Here is a 19294-nt window from a genome sequence, read left to right on the forward strand (position 1 = left end):
AAACACCTTACTGCATTTTTATTTTATCTAATTTCTATTTCTTCAAATTGTTTTAATGCATCCATAACTTTTTCTATGCGTTGATTAATGGCTTCATCTGTTAAAGTAGCATTTGGATTTTGGAATTTAAGTGATACAGCTAATGAACGATAGCCTTCTTTCATATGTTCACCTGCGTACACATCAAATAAATCGATTGATTTCAAATGTTTCCCACCCGCGCGTTCAATTTGTGCTTTTATTTCACCATAAGCTAAATGAACAGGAGCTAATAGTGAAATATCTCGAGATACACTTGGATAACGTGGTACCGTTTTTTGAACAAGTGCTTCTGATGTGCGGTTAAATAGTGGCGTTAAATCTAATTCTAAAATAAAGGTCGGTTGAATACCGTAACTTGCTTCCATTTCTGGATGCAAACGCCCAATAAAACCAATCTGTTGATCCTGATACTTCACAATTGCTGTTTGGTTAGGGTGCATTCCCTCAATCGTATGATCGGCTACTAATTCGAATGCATCGACTGATACTAATTGATCTGCCAATAATTCGATTACCCCTTTTATATCAAAGAAATCCACTTCTCGACTAGCTGTATGCCACGCATTAAGATGGCGTTTCCCACTAAGTGCCACCCCTAAATGTAAGCATTCGCTCGTTGATTTTAATGTTTCATCACTTGCACCAAAAACATTTCCGATTTCATAAAAACCAATATCTCTTTGTTGACGTTTTTGATTATATTCAACACTTTCTAATAGCGTTGCAATGACACTTTGTCTTAAAGTAGAACGTTCGCGTGTCATTGGCATTTTTAAATGAACAGATGATTCATCTGTTAATTTTAAGAATGTACTTCGTTCAGGTGTTGTTAAAGCATAACTAATTGTTTCGCTTAAACCAAATGATTCTAAAACCGTGCGTAAACGACGTTTCATTTGTTGTTGTTCAGTTAATCCGCCACCTTTTGTCGCGATTGCGGGAATTTTCATCGGTATTCTGTCATAGCCGTAAATACGAGCAATTTCCTCTACTAAATCTTCTGGCAACGTAATATCGTAACGTCGTTTAGGAATTTGTACGGTCAATGTTTCACCTTCAACGGCCGTTTCAAAAGCAAGTTGATTTAAAATATGGTGAACTTCTTCAACGGTTAATGCTGTCCCAATTAAACGATTCACCTGTTCCAATGTAATTGTTATAATTGGTAATTCATCCGTTAAGTTAGACGTACTTGCGATTTTTGGTGCAATGGTTCCGCCAGCTAATTCCACCATCATTTCAGCTGCCTTTAGACCAGCTTGTAAAATAGTCGCTTGATTAATTCCTTTTTCAAAACGAATACTTGATTCACTTCTTAAGCCAAGTCGTTGTGACGTTTTACGAACGCTAATTCCATCGAATAAACCAGCCTCTAAGGCAATGTTTTTCGTTTCATTCGTTACTTCTGTATCTAATCCACCCATCACACCTGCTAAGGCAACTGCTTGATTTTGATTAGAAATAACTAAATCACTTGGTAATAACTCTCGTGTCATACCATCTAACGTCACTAACGATTCGCCTTCATGTGCTAAGCGCACCGTTAGTTCTTTCTCTTTTAATTGATCATAATCAAATGCATGTAATGGTTGTCCATATTCTAATAAAATATAGTTCGTAATATCCACAATGTTATTAATTGGACGAATATCTGATTGCATTAAACGCATTTGTAACCAAAGTGGACTTGGTTTTACAGTGACGTTTTCAATGACGATAATATTATAATCACTTGATAATTCTGTTGAGCGACTCACCTTAATTTGTTCAGTTTGGTCAGAGTCTCCTGTTTGGAACACATCATCAGATAATGTATTCGGTAAATTATAAATGGCACTCATTTCATGAACTAATCCACGGACGCTCAATGCGTCTGCTCGATTAGGTGTTAAATCTAAATCTAAAATCGCTTGACGCATGTCTAACAATGCTAATGGATCACTACCAACTGGCGTGTCTGATGGCGCAATAAATACTTTGTCATCTTGTTCTTTTGGAATCACACTATTTTTAAATCCTAATTCTTCTAAACTACATAGCATTCCTTCTGAATAGACGCCACGCATTTTATTCTTCTTGATTTTTCCATGAGGTAAACGAGCACCAGGCTGAGCGACTATTGTTTTTTGGCCCACAAAAATATCTGGATCGCCACAACAAATTTGTAAGAACTCTTCTTCACCCACATCAACTTGTGCTACTTTTAATTTATCAGCATCTGGATGATCAGCCAGCTCTTTAATTTCACCAATAATAAGACCTTTTAATGATTCATCTAAGCGACTAACCGCATCAACTTCAATTCCTGTTCGTGACATCTTTTCTGCTAAATCTTCTGGTTTAATGGACTGAATATCAACGTATTCATTCACCCAATTGTATAATAATTTCATAGTTTACTCCTTCATCTTGTTCTATTCACTGTGAGATATTATGTTTAAAATTGCTCTAAGAAACGAACATCATTTTGATAAAGATGACGAATATCATCAATACCGTATTTTAACATCGCGATACGATCGGCACCGATACCAAATGCAAATCCTGAATAAACTGTATGATCAACACCAGCCATTTCTAATACATTTGGATGAACCAATCCACAACCTAAAATTTCTATCCAGCCAGTATGTTTACATACGTTGCAGCCTTTACCGCCACATTTGAAACAAGAAACGTCAACTTCCACACTCGGTTCAGTGAATGGGAAATAACTTGGACGTAATCGTGTTTCACGTTCTGCACCAAAAAGTGATTTTGCAAATAAATCTAGTGTACCTTTTAAATCAGCTAGTGAGATATCCTTTGCTACGACTAGTCCCTCTACTTGATGGAATTGGTGAGAATGAGTCGCATCGTCATCATCACGACGGAACACTCGTCCTGGACTAATCATTTTTAACGGACCTTTTGTGAAATCATGTTGCTCCATCATTCGTGCTTGAACAGGTGATGTATGAGTACGTAATAAGAGTTCATCATTAATATAAAATGTATCTTGCATGTCACGTGCTGGATGATTTTGTGGCAAGTTCATCATTTCAAAGTTATAATGATCGGTTTCCAATTCAAATCCATCAACTACTTGATAGCCCATACTAATAAATAAATCTTCTATCTCTTCCATGATTTGTGTTAAAACATGACGATTACCCATCACTTGTGTTCTACCAGGCAGCGTCACATCAACCGCTTCACGCTTTAACTGTTCTTCTAATTCTTTTGCTTTTAAACCGTCTTTTGCCAATTCAATTGCTTCTTCAATGACGGTACGTCCACCATTAACTAATTGACCAACTTTTGGTTTATCCTCATTTGGCACAGATTTAATCATTTTCATTAAACCTGTTAGTTCACCTTTTTTCCCTAAATATTGAACGCGTACTTGATCAAGTTCCTTTAAATTACTTGCTGCTTTAATCGCTTCTAAAGCGGCGATCTGAATTGCATCAATTTGTTGTTGTAATTCTTGAATTTGCATAGTGTTTCTCCTTTAATTCTAAATTTTAACAAAATAAAAAGACAATTCTCCCGATAAAGGGACGAATTGTCTCGCGGTACCACCCTGATTCTAGTTACCTAGCACTCAACAGATTAACGGCCTGACCGGATCTTCTTTCATCCATACGGACTCCCGAAGTCAACTTGAGGAGTGAAAAGTTCTTAGCCGCCTCGTTATGACTCTCAGTGTCCCATCATAACTCCCTGTGGATTATAGCTACAACCCGTTCCTCGCAATGTCTTTATAAATAATGTTATATTTTCATTGATTTTAGTATAGCAATCTCTGTATCAAATAGCAACGTCAAACCGATTCGTACGATAAATTCTCTCTTTGATTTTCATCGACTGAATCAATTAATTTGAACGCGAACTTAATCGTTTGCTCCACCGTTCCTTTAACCCAGAAAAATATTCGACTACCGCACAATATTTATCAACGGCTGATACTAAAAAACTTTCTTTAAAACGTGGTGGTGACAATGTGGATAGCCACATGTGTTTAACAATAATATCTTTTTCTAATTCGTTTAAATCAGTAATTTTTAAAGCATTTTGATAGGCAATATAAGGATGCGCGTACGCATGTGTTCCTTCAATAAATTTTGTTTCACGCCAATCATGATAAAACAGATCGTGAAGTAATCCAGCCCGTGCTACTTCTTTTTCGTGCCAATTAAAAAACTTAGCAATTCGATAGGAACGATGTGATACAGAAATGGAATGGTTCAAACGAGTTGTCGCATGATGTTGAACATATTTTTCCAATTCTTGCACACTCGGTGCTTCTAACAAATCTTTAACTAATTCAATATAAGCTACATCCGTTTTCCATTTCGTATATTCCATAATTCCACCTACCTTTATGTTCTTTCAATTATTATACCATATGGAAAGAACAACTAAACTTAAGAAAGATTAAATCGTTTGCCTCGTTACGCGTGAATTGATCGATCGATTGTATACATGGCAATTGAAGCAGCCACTCCAGCATTTAATGATTCCACTCGTTCATTCATTGGAATAACAAGCGATTGATGAGCAAAACTTCGACTCAATTCACTAATCCCCTGACCTTCATTGCCGATTACTAGCGCTGTTTTTTCTTTGAACGTTGCAGTTTGTAAATCAATTGCTTCTTCATTTAAGTCCGTTACATAAATGGTATATCCCATTTTTATTAAGAATTCATATGTGAATTCAAGCGATTCCGTCATAAGGGGTAATTCAAATAACATACCTTGTGTTGAACGAATTAATTTATCGTTATATGGATCAACTGAATCTTTACTGAAAATAACACCACTAAAATTAAACGCTTTTGCACTTCGAATCATTGTCCCAGCATTTCCTGGATCTTGAATACCATCTAGTATTAATAAAGGTCCGTTCGCATCCGTTGACTTCAAAAAATAATCATCTAATGATAATTGCTGTAAGCCAATACAAGCAAAAATTCCTTGACTCGTTTCAGTCGCTTTCATCAATTGGACTAAGTCATTTGATATAACATAAAACTGTGTTGTATTTTCAAACGATACAATCCATTCTTTCATTTGATTAGTATCAGCGACTGCTTGAGTCATAAAGACCCATTGGACATCCATTTGATGATTAAACGCTTCTTCAATTAAATGCCATCCTTCGATGGTGTATTGTTGGTGTTTATATCGCTGTTTAGCTTTTTGTAATTTCAAATATGTTTTAATTTTATTGTTTTGTGCGGAAGTAATTATTTCCATTTTTACACCTCTTAAAATTGACTTATCATTTCATTATTATAACAAAAAAACGATGTCTTTCGACATCGTCTTCATACTTATCTTATAAATATCCTAATGGATCCACTTGACTACCGTTAACGCGTACTTCGAAATGCAAATGAACGCCTGTTGAGTCACCAGTTGTTCCCATTATACCAATTTGTTGACCTTGAGCAACTGATTGTCCCACACTAACAAATAATCCAGGTTGTAAATGAGCATATAAAGTAGATAAACCATTACCATGATCAATAATAATCATATTACCATAACTTGGATTAAAGGTTGCTGCTGTAACTGTTCCACTTTGTGCTGCAATGATTGGTCCACCGCCTGCTAAATCGATTCCTAAATGGAAATCACTTGCTCCAGTAATTGGGTGAATACGGTAACCAAAAGGTGACGTTAAGACACCTTGTGCTGGATAAATCAAACCACTTGATGATGGACGTTGATTTTGCGCTACAGGTGCAGCATAAGCTGATGCTTGGTTTTGTGCTGCTTGAGCCGCTTGGGCTGCTGCCTCTTTTTCACGTTGTAAACGCGCTGCTTCAGCAGCTTTTTGAGCCGCTTCTTCTTCAGCTATTTGTTTGCTTAGTAAATCTGCTTTATCATTTAATTCACGTTGTTTTAATTCTAATTTTTCACGTTCTGATTGAGCGATAGCTGATTCATTCATCAGTTTTTCAATCTCTTGATTTAACTTTTCACGATTTTGAATTAATGTTTGTTGATCAGCTTCATTTTTTGCTTTAATTTGAGCTAATTCATCTTTTTCTTGTTCTTGTTTATCTTGTTTACTTTGTAAATTAGCTTGATCAATTTTTTGTTGTTCTAATGCTTGACGATTAGAATGAACTAATTGAGCCACTAACTGACTTCTTGAAATTAAGTCAGAAAGATTTTCAGATGACATTAAATATTCAATATACTTCATGTTCGCACCGTCAATTTGCAAAGCACGTGCTTGTTCAACTAATTTTTCTTTACGACCTGCTATCACACGATTTAAATGTTGAATTTCAGACTCTAATTCAGCAATTACTTCAATTTTTTTATTAATTTGTTGTTCTTGTTCGTTAATTGATGCAGTTAATTGATCTACTTCACTTGTAATTGAAGAAACTCGAGTATTCAATTTACTTTGTTCTTTTTTATTTTGACTTTCAACACTACGTTTTGAATCGATTTTCCCTTTTAGAGATTTTGATTCATTTTGAATCGTTTGGCGTTCGGATTTTAAATGATTAACCGAATCTGCATGAATCGTTGCTTTTGGTGCACAAAGACCTAACATCATACAAGAAGCGCCTAAAAGTAACATATTCTTCTTCATTAACTATAAAACTCCTTTTACTGACGTCGACTATCTATTGCGTCATATATATTATTTATATCAATAAATCTACCTCATTAGCATATCAAACTATAGAGTCAATAGAAAGGACAATTCGATTACATTATCATTTATGATGTAATCATTTTGTAACATTAAACGTTTTCTTTAATCATTGGATTTTAACAAAAAAAGCGAGTAAATGAACTCATCTACTCGCATATACTTATTCAATTATTTGATTAATTCGTAAATCGCTTCAGCGTAAATTGCTGTTGTAAGGAATAAATCATCTAAACTAATAAACTCATTCGCTTGATGCATTGTATCAATGGAATCTGGGAAAAGTGCACCATAGGCTACTCCACGTTTAAGTAAACGACCATATGTTCCACCACCGATAGTTTGTTCGAACACTTCATTACCTGTTTGACGGTGATATACATCTAATAACGTTTGGACTAATGGATCATCTGCTGGAACATAATGCGGTTCTTTTTCTTTTCCACGCGCAATTGTCGCTCCGTAAGGACTCAATTCTTGTTCTGCTCTAATTTCAATTGTTTCAACCGCAATACCTCTTGGATATCTCAAGTTGACACCTAATGTTCCATGATCTTTTTCAGTAAAAGTAATAATGCCGGCATTCACACTTGTTGAACCCATCACTTCATCTGTATGAGCTACACCCATTTTTTCACCTGCAAAGTCTAAGTGAACTTTTTCTGTAATCATTTGAACAAATTGTTTAGCTTGTCCCGTTAGTTGACATTGATTTAAGAAAGCTGCTAAATAAGTTCCCGCATTCACACCAACTTCTGGTGTACTACCGTGAGCCGCTTTTCCGACTATCGTTAATTCAACTGTTTCATTTTCAGGATGGAATACGAATGTTCCAGTCACTGGCTCTTCATTTAAAAAGCGTTCAAATGCGACTTCCATTGTCGCTACATCTTGCACACTTAGTAATGCATGTGCATCTTGTGGCACCATGTTCTCACGCAGTCCTGCATCAAAGCTATGCAAGAAATTAGCTGCATCTTGCTTTTGTTCACCTTTTACTTGGACACGTAAACTTACATTCCCTTTTTCACCATTAATAATTGGGAATACCGCATCTGGTGCAAAACCAAAATCAGGAATTTCTTCCGTCGCTAAATAGCGATCCATACATTGCCATTGACTTTCTTCATCTGTTCCAATAATCATGCGAACGCGTTTAGAAATCGGTAAATTCATTTCTTTAATCATTTTTATAGCATAATAAGCAGCCATTGTCGGCCCTTTATCATCACTTGCACCACGAGCATAGATGCGTTCGTTTTTAATAACAGGGATAAATGGATCCGATTCCCAACCTGTTCCAACAGGTACAACGTCCACGTGCCCTAAAATACCCATTAATTCATCACCTGCACCGTATTCTAAATACCCTACAATGTGATCAATATTTTTAGTTTGAAATCCGTCACGTTCGCCAATCGCTAACATTGTTTTCAATGCTTCTTTTGGTCCAGGTCCCACTGGCGCATCTTCTGTTGCTAACTCGTCCTCACGAACACTTGGGACACGAAGTAACGTATCTAAATCTCGTAAAATTTCATCTTCACGTTTTTTTACTTCTTCTTTCCAATTAATTGCCATCATGATTCCCCTTTTCTTTTAATTTTTGTTTAAAAGTAATTGTTCTTCTTCTAATGTCAGGCGGCGATACGTTCCTCGTTCTAAATCACTCGGTAAAGTTAATGGACCCATAGCAATACGTTCTAATTGATACACTTTTGAACCGACAAGTTCAAACATGCGTTTGACTTGATGATATTTACCTTCCGTAATTGTAACTTCTACGTCCACTTCTTCTTGGTAGTTATTTAAAACTGTAATAAGCGCAGGTTGAAGTTGTTCACCATCTAACATTAAACCCGACTGAAACTGTTCTTCAACGTCAGAAGGAAGTGGGCCTTTCACTAGTGCGCGATAAACTTTTTTTACGTGTCGCTTTGGACTTAATAATTGATGGGCTAATTGTCCATTATTAGTAATTAATAATAACCCCGTCGTATCTTTATCTAAACGCCCCACCGGAAATAAATTATCACGATAATCATTATCTTGTAATAAGTCAATAACCGTTGCATCAACAGCATCTACTGTCGCAGACAACACATCGGCTGGCTTATTCATAATAAAATAATCATGTAATCGATACACTAACACTTCATCGTCAAAACGAATGTCATCGTCATATTCATTAACATTTATTTGTGGCTGCTTAATTGCTTGTCCATTAACCGTAATTTTTCCTTTTTTCAATAATACTTTAACTTCTTTTCGAGAACCTAAGCCTACATGACTTAAAAACTTATCTAAACGCATGATTATATCCTTTCTTTACCTTATTTCACTTTAGGTGACCAAGTCGGTAAGTGTAATTTAGTTCGTAACGTCTCAGCTTTACGACCAATTAAATCATCTGCTGTTTGTACGATAAGACTGAGTACACCGTAAATTAAGGCGCCGATGACAGCTACAATCAGTAAGACGATTAAAGCATATAACTTACGTTCATTATTAAAAATAGTTACTAGCACAGAGTGACTTAACCAAGCAACAACTCCCATCAATGCACTGACTGCTGTAATTAAACTTAAACGCGCCATCATTTTTTTGATTTGCAGACCTACCGTCTCATGAATCCAATATAAGTAAAGACTAACCGTTAATGATAAACCAATCGTTGTTGATAGAGCAGTTCCGTAAGAACCGAGCAAACTAATCGCAAGAGCTTGCCATATCGTTTTAAAAAGTAATCCGGCTAATAGGCCGATTAACATTTTCCGTCCTAAGTTTAGTGATTGTAAAATATAACCCATTACTAAAAAAGCACCAAATAATATACTCATACCCGCTGAAATTTTTAGATAATTCGTTCCAAAATCATTCGCTGAATAAAACACATTGTATAACGAACTGGAGACACTAAATACGCCAAAAGCAGCTGGAATCATGACAAACGATAATAAAATCAAACTATCAGAAACTAATGTGGATAAATGTTCTTTATCTCGTCGTGCATATGCACCTGAAACAAGTGGTAAGGAAGCCATCCCAATACTTGTTGCAAAAGAAATAATAATCATTACTAACTTTTGAACATTGAATGAAAGAACACCAAACATACGTAATACGCTTGTATTTGACAATTCAAAATAGCGATGCATTAATTGACTATAACTTAACGTATCAACTAAACGGAATAACTCTAATCCTGATGCAAATAACACAAACGGTACCGCTTGTTTAAACATATCAAGATAATAGGATGCATTAACAGGATCAATAGAACTAGTGTCTTCTTCAATACGTTTCATTAAATAATTTCTTTCTCTAAAAATTAAATAACTTAAATACACTAAAGAAATAACAGCACCAACAAATGCAGCAAATGTAGAATGAGCAACTGCATGAGCATAGTCGCCTTTCATCACAATCATAATGACATATGTAGCTAATAGCATGTACGCCACACGAGCCATTTGTTCATAAAATTGTGATAAGGCACTTGGTCCCATTTGATGATGCCCTTGAATGAATCCACGAATCAAACTCATCATCGGAATTAACATCACCGCTGGAACTAAACTACGAATGACGCGAATCGAATCTACTGCATTAACTTTTGGACTAAGCGCAGCGATATACGGTGCGAGTAAAAACATGATGACTCCAAAGAAGACTCCTAAAGTAACCATCAATACACTACTCCGAACAAAGAACACCCAACTATTTCGATATTCGCCACGTTCATTATAATAAGCCACTTGTTTAGATAAGGCTGCTGGTAAACCGGCCGTTGCTATAACAAGAAAAATATTATAATACTGATAGCCCACACTCATTAATCCATTGGCTAATTCACCATCTTTAGATGAACCAATCATATATAACCATGGAATCACGTATAACGCACCAATTAATCGAGAGGCAATTGACCCCGCTGTCATCCAGACGGAGCCACTTACCATTTTTTCTGAATCTGAGCGTCCATGATCAGTTGCAAAAATAAAAGGGAGTTTCTTTTTATTTTTCATGGTAGCCTCACTTCACTACAAAATTCACCAATTTATTTGGAACGGCGATTGACTTGATAACGTTTAATCCTTCAAGTTGCGCTTTTACTTCGTCGTCTGCTAATACTAATTCAAGTAATTCATCTCGTGATAAATCACGAGCCACTTCTAAACGATGACGAATTTTTCCATTAAATTGAACGATAATTTCAAGTGTATCTTCTTTAAGCGCCGCCTCATCATAAGTTGGCCAAGTTTGTTCAACGATTAATGAATCGTTGCCTAGTTGATGCCATAATTCCTCAGCGATATGAGGTGTAATTGGGCTAAGTAAGGTTAAGAACCCTTCAATATATGCTTTTGGAATAGATGGTGCTTTATAAGCTTCATTAATGAAAATCATTAATTGAGAAATTGCTGTATTAAAATGTAATGCTTCTAAATCTTCTGTCACTTTCTTAACCGTTTGATGGTAAACTTTAGTCAATTCATCAGAATTGTCTGTTGTAATTTTAGATTGAATATTTCCATTACCATCAACAATTAAACGCCATACACGATCTAAGAAACGGCGTGAACCTTCTAAACCATCAGGGCTCCATGCGATTGATGCATCAAGCGGTCCCATAAACATTTCATATAAACGTAATGTATCTGCACCAAATTCTTTAACGACATCATCCGGGTTAACTGTATTTCCTTTTGATTTAGACATTTTAATATTTCCCTCACCAAGAATCATTCCTTGATTGTATAACGTATTAAATGGTTCTTTAGTTGCTACTACGCCAATATCATATAAGAATTTATGCCAAAAGCGTGCATATAATAAGTGAAGAACAGCATGTTCTGCTCCACCCACATATAAATCAACTGGTAACCAACGTTTCGTTGCATCAAAATCTACTAATTTTTCTTGGTTATGAGGATCTAAATAACGAATATGATACCATGAGCTACCTGCCCATTGTGGCATCGTATTTGTTTCGCGTTTACCTTTCATTCCAGTTTTAGGATCAACGACATTAATCCATTCAGTAATATTGGCTAGTGGTGACTCACCCGTTCCACTTGGTTTAATTTCATCAGTCACCGGTAATAATAATGGTAACTCATCTTCTGGAACAGTCGTCATTGTACCATCTTCCCAATGAATAATTGGAATTGGCTCACCCCAATAACGTTGACGGCTGAATAACCAATCTCTTAAACGATAAGTCGTTTTAGCTTCACCTTTTTCATTTTCTTCCAACCATTTAATCATCGCTTGCATCGCTTCGTCTTTATTTAACCCGTCTAAGAACCCAGAGTTAATATGCAATCCATCTTCAGTAAATGGCTCGTTAGCAGTGGCGCCTTCAATAACTGGTTTTATTGGTAAATCATAAGCTTTTGCAAATTCAAAATCACGATCATCATGCGCTGGAACTGCCATAATTGCTCCATGACCATAGCTAGATAAAACATAATCCGCAATATAAATTGGCAATTCTTCACCATTCACAGGGTTAATCGCATAACGTTCGATAAAGACACCTGTTTTTTCTTTCGCTAAATCTGTTCGTTCTAAGTCATTTTTCATACTTGCTGCTTTTTGATAAGCCTTCACTTCTTCAACTTTTGAAGCTGGTGTTATTACATCAACTAAAGCGTGATCTGGAGCTAAGACACAGTAACTTGCGCCAAATAAAGTATCCGGACGTGTTGTAAACACAACAAATTCTTCATCAGTGTCTTTTACTTTAAAGCGTACGTCTGCCCCCGTTGATTTACCAATCCAATTACGTTGCATCTCTTTAATGCTTTCTGGCCAATTTAGTTCTTCTAAATCTTCAAGCAAACGTTCAGCATAAGCCGTAATACGTAGCATCCATTGACGCATCGGTTTACGATAAACAGGGAAACCACCACGTTCTGTTTTTCCGTCAATTACTTCTTCGTTAGCTAATGTTGTCCCTAAATCTGGACTCCAGTTAACACTTACTTCTGCTTCATAAGCTAATCCATGTTCATAAAGCTTTGTAAAAATCCATTGTGTCCAACGATAATATTCAGGATCTGTCGTATTAACTTCACGATCCCAATCATAACTAAATCCTAAGTCATTCATTTGACGCTTAAATGTTGCAATATTCTTTTTAGTAAACTCGACAGGATCATTTCCTGTATCGATTGCAAATTGCTCGGTTGGTAAACCAAAAGCATCCCACCCCATCGGATGTAATACATTATACCCTTGAGCTCTTTTCATCCGACTAATTACATCAGTTGAAGTATATCCTTTCGGATGGCCAACGTGTAGTCCTTGACCACTAGGGAATGGAAACATATCCATAACATACGCATAAGGACGATTATCGTCCTCTGTCGTACGATATACATTATTTTCTGTCCAAATAGACTGCCAATGCTTTTCAATTTCTTTATGATTAAAAGCCATTATATTCTCTCCTTTTTATTTTCCATTAGTTAATTTACAGAAAAAGAGCACGCCAAGACAAACTGTCTAGGGCGTGCTCGCGGTACCACCTTACTTTAATACTCATCATGCTTGTAACGGAGCGATCCGGCTTATGATTAATAAGCAGTCAAAGGTGAGTTCATTAAATCGACCGATATGTTTGCACCAACCACATACTCTCTAAACGTGCCTTTTTAACTACTATTCCTTCTCAACCATTTGTATCTTAACTATTTGTAATCTTAGCAAATTTCGATTGAAAGAACAACCTTTTTTAATGTAATCAATTGATTCTTTCGATTTATTTAACTTTTAATACTTGTCCTGGATGAATCATATTACTTGTTAAACCATTTAACGCTTTTAATTGATCTAGCGTCATACCATTGTTTTGTGCAATTCGCCATAGTCCTTGACCTGCTTCTACAACAACTGTTTTACCAGAAGTTGATGTATTAGTACGCAATTGTTGTGGTGCAACTGGTCTTACTGGTTGTTGCGCTCTATTTTGAATTGGTGCCGGTGCTAGTGTTGGATTAACAACGGATTGTTGAGTCGTTGTACGTGGTGTTGGTGTAGTTACTGGTGCTGAAGCACGTCCTGGTAATTTCAACACTTGACCCGGATGAATCATTGATCCAATTTGTAAACCATTAACTGCTAATAAATCATTAACAGATACGCCGTAACGACTTGCTATTGCATAAAACCCGTCACCCGCTTTAACCACTGCTCCTCCTGATTGAACTTGAGTATGTGACTGTCGAACTGTCGTTTTCACAGTTGGTTGTGGTGTTAATTTTTGCTTTGTTTTTGGCGTCGGCACGCTCTTAACTTCTTGTTTAGGTACTACTTTTACTTCTGGTTGTGGTGTTAAAGGTTGTGTCGTTAATGTCTTAACTGGTAATTTCAAGACTTGATTTGGATGAATCATTGTAGTAAGTGTCATTCCATTTGCGGCTAATAATTCATTAACAGGCACACCATAGCGACTTGCTATCGCATAGAAGCCATCCCCTGGTTTCACAACAGCTTGTCCTAGTTGTGGCGCAGTTGGTTTCACTTGTTCTTTAGTTTGTTGAACAGCTTTTAAATCAATAGACGCTTTTTGATTTTCTTTTTTTATCGGATGATCTTTAGGTGCTTGTTTTTGTTCTTTTTTAACGATTGGTTGTGTTGTTGAAACAACTTGTCCTGGCAATTTTAATTCTTGTCCTGGATGAATCATCGATCCAATAGTTAAATTATTTGCTTTTAATAAAGCATCTACAGAGACGCCACAACGACTTGCTATCGCATAGAAGCCATCGCCAGCTTTTACAACCGTAGTTGCGGTAGTTGGTGTAGTTAAGGCTTGCGGTGCTGGAGTTGCTGATCGAAACTGACGTTTTTCTTCTGCTTGTTTACTATGTAGTTGATGTGGAGTAAATTCCCCATCAAATTGAGTTAATTGATTCGATTCAATAATTTGATTTAACTTACCTGCGTAACCATTATCCGTTGCATAACGCCCTGTTAACCAAGCCGTTGCATCACGATAAGATTTTGTATTAGATCGTCTAGCCCCTTTATAGAAGTTATAACGCCAATCATCAGGATTATCATCCCCGGTTAAGATATAAGCATAATCATTCAATGATGCATCATAATTTGGATACTTTCTAAATCCTGCTTTAATTTGATAATAGTTTTGGCCACCCGCATCTTCTAACGTATCAAAAGTTACAGACTGACCTTGGTATTCACCTTTTACACCAAATAGGTTGTGATTAGGTGCTTTTGCTAATGTACTTTGTCCCCAGCCTGACTCTAATGCCGCTTGAGCAATCATGACGGATGTATACAAATCTTTTTTCTTAGCAATTTCCATAGCCGGTTTCGCAATTTGATTAATAAATTCATTAGAATGATAGCGTTTAGTTGTCGTTGAAATTTCATCAGCTAATACCTGAGCGGACTGCGTTAAATAACTCGTCAAACCAATAGCTAAACCTGCCACGACTAATCCTTTAGTTGCTTCTTGTCTCATTTGTTTTTTTAGTGAGAAATATTTATTTTCCCGTTCTGCTCTAATTCGATCACTTCTTTTTCGCACGATTTATTCCTCCAAAATGTTCTTCTATGTATATCAGTACCTTATTTTACTTATTTATTATAGCCTATCTTGCGATATAAAAGATTAGAAAATTTAAGATTTAATAAAGGTGTAATTCAATGATACCTAAATGTAACATTGATTCAGTAAGATATATTTTTAAGCAAAGAATATTTATAGAAGGGAACGATATTTTGAACCAATTTAAGCCATTTGCTCCATTAAAAAAGTATATCGGCTTTATTTTTTTATTTATGTTACTAACCATTTTTGTGAAATTTCAACCATTAATGGTATTACGAGTAGATAAAGTTATTATTGATATAATTCAATCGGCTATTTCTCCAGCAATGACTCAAACATTTAAAGGAATTACTTTTTTAGCTAATGAGTTGACAATTGCTGTTTTAGTACTTACTTTTAGTTTATTTATCTATTTTTATACAAAAAAGCGCACCATTAGTATTTGGTTTTTATCGACACAAATCATTGGCGCTCTACTTAATCTTTTTGTTAAACTAACCATTAATCGACCACGTCCTGAGTTCTTAAGACTCATCCCAATAACTGGTTTAAGTTATCCAAGTGGTCATGCCATGGGAAGTGTGATTTTCTATTCAATCATCTGTTGGTGGATAATTCATCAATTGAAGCGATTAACTCACTATCAACTAACACGTCAACAATTCATCTATCAGTCATTACTATATTGCTGCGCGATGATTTTTCCATTGTTGATTGGTATTAGTCGAGTTTATCTCGGTGTACACTATCCAAGTGACGTATTGGGTGGCTGGGTATTAGGCTATATTACCGTGCGATATTCGATTGACATATATCAATATTTAGAAAGGACGGGCTCATTTTAATGCATGCATTGAAAATGAATCATCTTATCTTGAAACAAATGATTTCACGTGGCGATACCGTGATTGATGCTACTCTGGGAAATGGGCAAGATGCTTTATACTTAAGTCAACTGGTTGGTGAAACAGGTACTCTTATTGGATTTGATATTCAGTCAGAAGCGATTAACCATTCAAAAGAACGTCTAAAAGATTTTAAAGGTAATTTTCATCCTTATTTAAAAAGTCACTCGCTTTTAAAGGAGACAATCGATCAAGAACATCTTTCTGACATTCAAGCAATCGTCTATAACTTAGGCTATTTGCCTGGTGGCGACAAATCAATCACAACTCATTTTGAGACCGTATTAGATAGTATAAATCAAGGTTTAGGCATTATTGCTAGCAAAGGTGTCATATCCATTATGCTTTATCCCGGACATGCAGCAGGACAACTTGAAAAAGAGAAGATACTTGCATGGACTAGTCGACTGAATCAAAAGGAAATTGATGTTTATCATTATCACGCAACGAATCAAAAAAAATCCCCGCCTGAATTACTCATACTTTTCAAAAAATAATAAAAACACATGTATTAAAAATACATGTGTTTTTTATATTATATGATAGCACTTACTCCAACAATAAAGCTTAATACAAGAATTTCATACGAGATAAAAACACGTTGACTAACTAGTGAATCATCTGGTAATAATTTTTTTTGTCCAAAAACAGAAAGTCCTAATAATGCAATAATAAATGGTAAAGAATAAACTGAAATAAATTTTATTAAAATACCTAATATAACGATCAAATACGGCATCGCTTTAAATGTTTTTAATAGACCATCATTTGATACAGCATGTGGTCGAACTTTTAAATATACCCAATGCAATAACACCAGCGGTAACATTAAGCCTAACTTCGAAAATAAAATAACATGGCCTAATGTATAGAGTGCCATCCCATTAAAAATTAATCCGTAGTATATTGCTCGTATCCATGTAACATATACATGATTAAATGGATGAATCTTTTGATACCATTCTTTTCCAAATAAAAACAATCCATTCAAACACATGATTAACATAAAATAAATGGAGTTAATTTGGCCTAAATAAAAAGATAAAGTAATAAACACTAATGTGCCAATAATCCCTTGTAACGTTCTTATAAATGAATAGATTGATTTCGTCCGTTTAGTTATTAAATCAAGTAAATAAAAAGTCAGTACATATAAAAATAAAGCAATTACTTCTGTTAAACGAAACATATTAATGCGGCTTCCCATGATAATACCAAATAAAATAAAAGATAACGGATATATCACCATATGAACTACTGGATGAAATAATAAAAATTGAACAGTTTGTGCGCGATCATTTTTCGATTGATACATAAAACACCTCAAATCGTTATAGTAATAGAAAAGGTTTCCACATTGATTATACATGAACTTAATCAAAAATTGAACTCGTCTAAAGAAGAACGTTGATAATACTATCTTTTTCAACAACAATCGGGTAAAATATGTAATTGGTATTTACAATTCATTCCCGAAAGGATTCTATGAATAGAAGATGCCTTGTAACCATATTTCTAGGGGGAATAAAATCAAATGGAAAAAAAATTATTTACATCTGAATCCGTTACTGAAGGACATCCAGATAAAGTGGCTGATCAAATTAGCGATGCTATTTTAGACGCTATCTTAGCGGAAGATCCTGATGCACGCGTTGCGTGTGAAACAGTTGTTAATACAGGATTAGTTGTTGTCGTAGGTGAAGTCTCAACTAGTGCATACGTTAATATTCAAGAAGTTGTACGCGAAACAATTAATACAATTGGTTATTCAAATCCAATTTACGGATTTGATGGCAATAGTGTTGCCGTTTTAGTATCACTTGACGAACAATCAGCAGATATTGCACAAGGTGTCGACGCTGCAATTGAAACTCGTGATCAAGCTGGCCCTAACGAAATTGGTGCAGGTGACCAAGGTTTAATGTTTGGTTATGCTTCAAATGAAACACCGGAACTTATGCCATTACCAATTTCACTCAGTCACCAATTAGCCCGTCAATTAGCCAAAGTAAGAAAAGAACAAACTATTCCTTATTTAGGACCAGACGGAAAAGTTCAAGTAACCGTTGAATATGACGAAACAGATCAAGTTAAACGTATCGATACGATTGTTATATCAACTCAACATGCTGAATCAGCAACCTTAGAACAAATCAAAAAAGACGTAAAAGAATTTGTGATTCAACCAATCGTCCCACAATCTTTTATTGATGATGAAACAAAATATTTCATTAACCCAACTGGTAAATTTGTTATCGGCGGGCCTAAAGGCGATTCTGGTTTAACTGGACGTAAAATCATTGTCGATACTTATGGTGGTATCGGACGTCACGGTGGTGGTGCTTTTTCAGGAAAAGATTCTACAAAAGTTGACCGCTCCGCTAGTTATGCAGCTCGTTACATAGCAAAAAATATTGTAAAAGCGGAATTAGCTGATCGTTGTGAAGTTCAATTAGCATACGCTATCGGTGTAGCTGAACCTGTTTCATTACGTATTGATTGCTTTGGAACAGAAAAATATCCTGAAGATCAACTAATTCAAGCAATTCGCAAGAACTTTAATTTAACGCCTCGTGGAATTATTGAGATGTTAGATTTAAGACGCCCTATTTTTAAAGCTACTGCTGCATATGGACATTTCGGCCGTGAAGAAGAAAACTTCACATGGGAAAAAACAGATAAAGTAGATGCTTTAAAACAATACTTTCAATCAGTGTAATCAATAAACAAAAAAGCTAAAAGAGTAATTTTGAACTGCTCCCTGTCAAGTAGACAGGTAAAAAATAAATTTTATGCACCTATGGTTTTTCATCCATAGGTGTTTTTTATGCTGGAATGGCTAACCCCATCTTTAAGGTGATTCGTTTAGTGTTAAAGAAATGAATATATTGATCAATATCTTTTGTTAAACTTTCAAATGTATCATATTTATTTAAATAATATAATTCTGATTTGAGCATGCCAAAAAAGTTTTCCATTGGACCATTATCGATACATTTTCCTACACGTGACATACTTTGAATGGCTTGGTGATCCTTAATAAATTGAGCGAATGCATGAGAGGTATATTGATAACCTCGATCACTATGAATTAACG

Annotated in this window: 15 protein-coding genes, 1 riboswitch and 1 other annotated feature; of the genes, 3 read left to right on the forward strand and 12 right to left on the reverse strand. The window is 35.5% G+C overall.

Translation table 11 applies throughout. The features are described 5' to 3' along the window. Nucleotides 1-23: 23 nt before the first annotated feature. The 10 genes from pheT to L866_RS09050 form a co-directional block, all read right to left on the reverse strand. The gene (pheT, locus tag L866_RS0104340; RefSeq protein WP_025729508.1) at nt 24-2435 is read right to left on the reverse strand and encodes a phenylalanine--tRNA ligase subunit beta; all 2412 of its coding nucleotides are present in this window, start codon (nt 2433-2435) and stop codon (nt 24-26) included. A 44-nt stretch (nt 2436-2479) separates the two neighbouring features. Then, a complete protein-coding gene (gene pheS / locus L866_RS0104345; RefSeq protein ID WP_025729510.1) occupies nt 2480-3523 on the reverse strand; it encodes a phenylalanine--tRNA ligase subunit alpha in 1044 nt (347 codons plus the stop codon). 377 nt (nt 3524-3900) lie between these two features. Then, complete coding sequence (locus L866_RS0104350) at nt 3901-4392, reverse strand: HD domain-containing protein (protein WP_025729512.1); 492 nt, start codon at nt 4390-4392, stop codon at nt 3901-3903. A gap of 86 nt (nt 4393-4478) precedes the next feature. Next, nucleotides 4479-5285, reverse strand: coding sequence for a TrmH family RNA methyltransferase (locus L866_RS0104355; RefSeq protein WP_025729514.1), 807 nt, complete (start codon nt 5283-5285; stop codon nt 4479-4481). 82 nt (nt 5286-5367) lie between these two features. After that, nucleotides 5368-6642: a murein hydrolase activator EnvC family protein gene (locus L866_RS09045; RefSeq protein WP_025729516.1), complete on the reverse strand. Its 1275-nt coding sequence runs from the start codon at nt 6640-6642 to the stop codon at nt 5368-5370. Nucleotides 6643-6876: 234 nt separating this feature from the next. Then, nucleotides 6877-8286, reverse strand: coding sequence for a dipeptidase PepV (gene pepV, locus L866_RS0104365; protein ID WP_025729518.1), 1410 nt, complete (start codon nt 8284-8286; stop codon nt 6877-6879). Between the two features lie 18 nt (nt 8287-8304). After that, a complete protein-coding gene (locus L866_RS0104370) occupies nt 8305-9018 on the reverse strand; it encodes a pseudouridine synthase (RefSeq protein ID WP_025729520.1) in 714 nt (237 codons plus the stop codon). 20 nt (nt 9019-9038) lie between these two features. Beyond that, complete coding sequence (locus L866_RS0104375; RefSeq protein WP_025729522.1) at nt 9039-10733, reverse strand: putative polysaccharide biosynthesis protein; 1695 nt, start codon at nt 10731-10733, stop codon at nt 9039-9041. Between the two features lie 7 nt (nt 10734-10740). After that, nucleotides 10741-13152, reverse strand: coding sequence for a leucine--tRNA ligase (gene leuS / locus L866_RS0104380; protein WP_025729524.1), 2412 nt, complete (start codon nt 13150-13152; stop codon nt 10741-10743). A gap of 64 nt (nt 13153-13216) precedes the next feature. Then, nucleotides 13217-13397: a binding site (T-box leader), on the reverse strand. Nucleotides 13398-13474: 77 nt separating this feature from the next. Continuing rightward, nucleotides 13475-15268 (reverse strand): LysM peptidoglycan-binding domain-containing protein, encoded by a 1794-nt coding sequence (locus tag L866_RS09050; RefSeq protein ID WP_025729526.1) that lies wholly within the window; start codon nt 15266-15268, stop codon nt 13475-13477. A gap of 119 nt (nt 15269-15387) precedes the next feature. Here L866_RS09050 and L866_RS0104390 point away from each other — a divergent pair, with 119 nt between their 5' ends. Next, a complete protein-coding gene (locus L866_RS0104390) occupies nt 15388-16137 on the forward strand; it encodes a phosphatase PAP2 family protein (RefSeq protein ID WP_084030285.1) in 750 nt (249 codons plus the stop codon). Then, nucleotides 16137-16694, forward strand: coding sequence for a tRNA 5-(aminomethyl)-2-thiouridylate-methyltransferase MnmM (gene mnmM / locus L866_RS0104395; RefSeq protein WP_035446147.1), 558 nt, complete (start codon nt 16137-16139; stop codon nt 16692-16694). The genes L866_RS0104390 and mnmM overlap by 1 nt, the downstream gene beginning before the upstream one ends. Before the next feature lie 38 nt (nt 16695-16732). Here the strand turns inward: mnmM and L866_RS0104400 are convergent, their stop codons facing one another. Beyond that, nucleotides 16733-17512, reverse strand: a complete 780-nt coding sequence (locus L866_RS0104400) for a hypothetical protein (protein WP_025729530.1) — start codon at nt 17510-17512, stop codon at nt 16733-16735. 139 nt (nt 17513-17651) lie between these two features. Further along, nucleotides 17652-17734: riboswitch (SMK box riboswitch) on the forward strand. On the opposite strand from L866_RS0104400, the gene metK reads away from it, so the two are divergent. Further along, nucleotides 17732-18916, forward strand: a complete 1185-nt coding sequence (metK, locus tag L866_RS0104405) for a methionine adenosyltransferase (protein ID WP_025729531.1) — start codon at nt 17732-17734, stop codon at nt 18914-18916. Its footprint overlaps the riboswitch before it by 3 nt. Nucleotides 18917-19022: 106 nt before the next feature. Here the strand turns inward: metK and L866_RS0104410 are convergent. Next, on the reverse strand, nt 19023-19294 hold a 272-nt coding region (locus tag L866_RS0104410; protein WP_025729532.1), incomplete at its 5' end, for an IS3 family transposase.

The sequence above is a fragment of the Atopobacter phocae ATCC BAA-285 genome, from assembly GCF_000526675.1.
Taxonomy (GTDB): domain Bacteria; phylum Bacillota; class Bacilli; order Lactobacillales; family Aerococcaceae; genus Atopobacter; species Atopobacter phocae.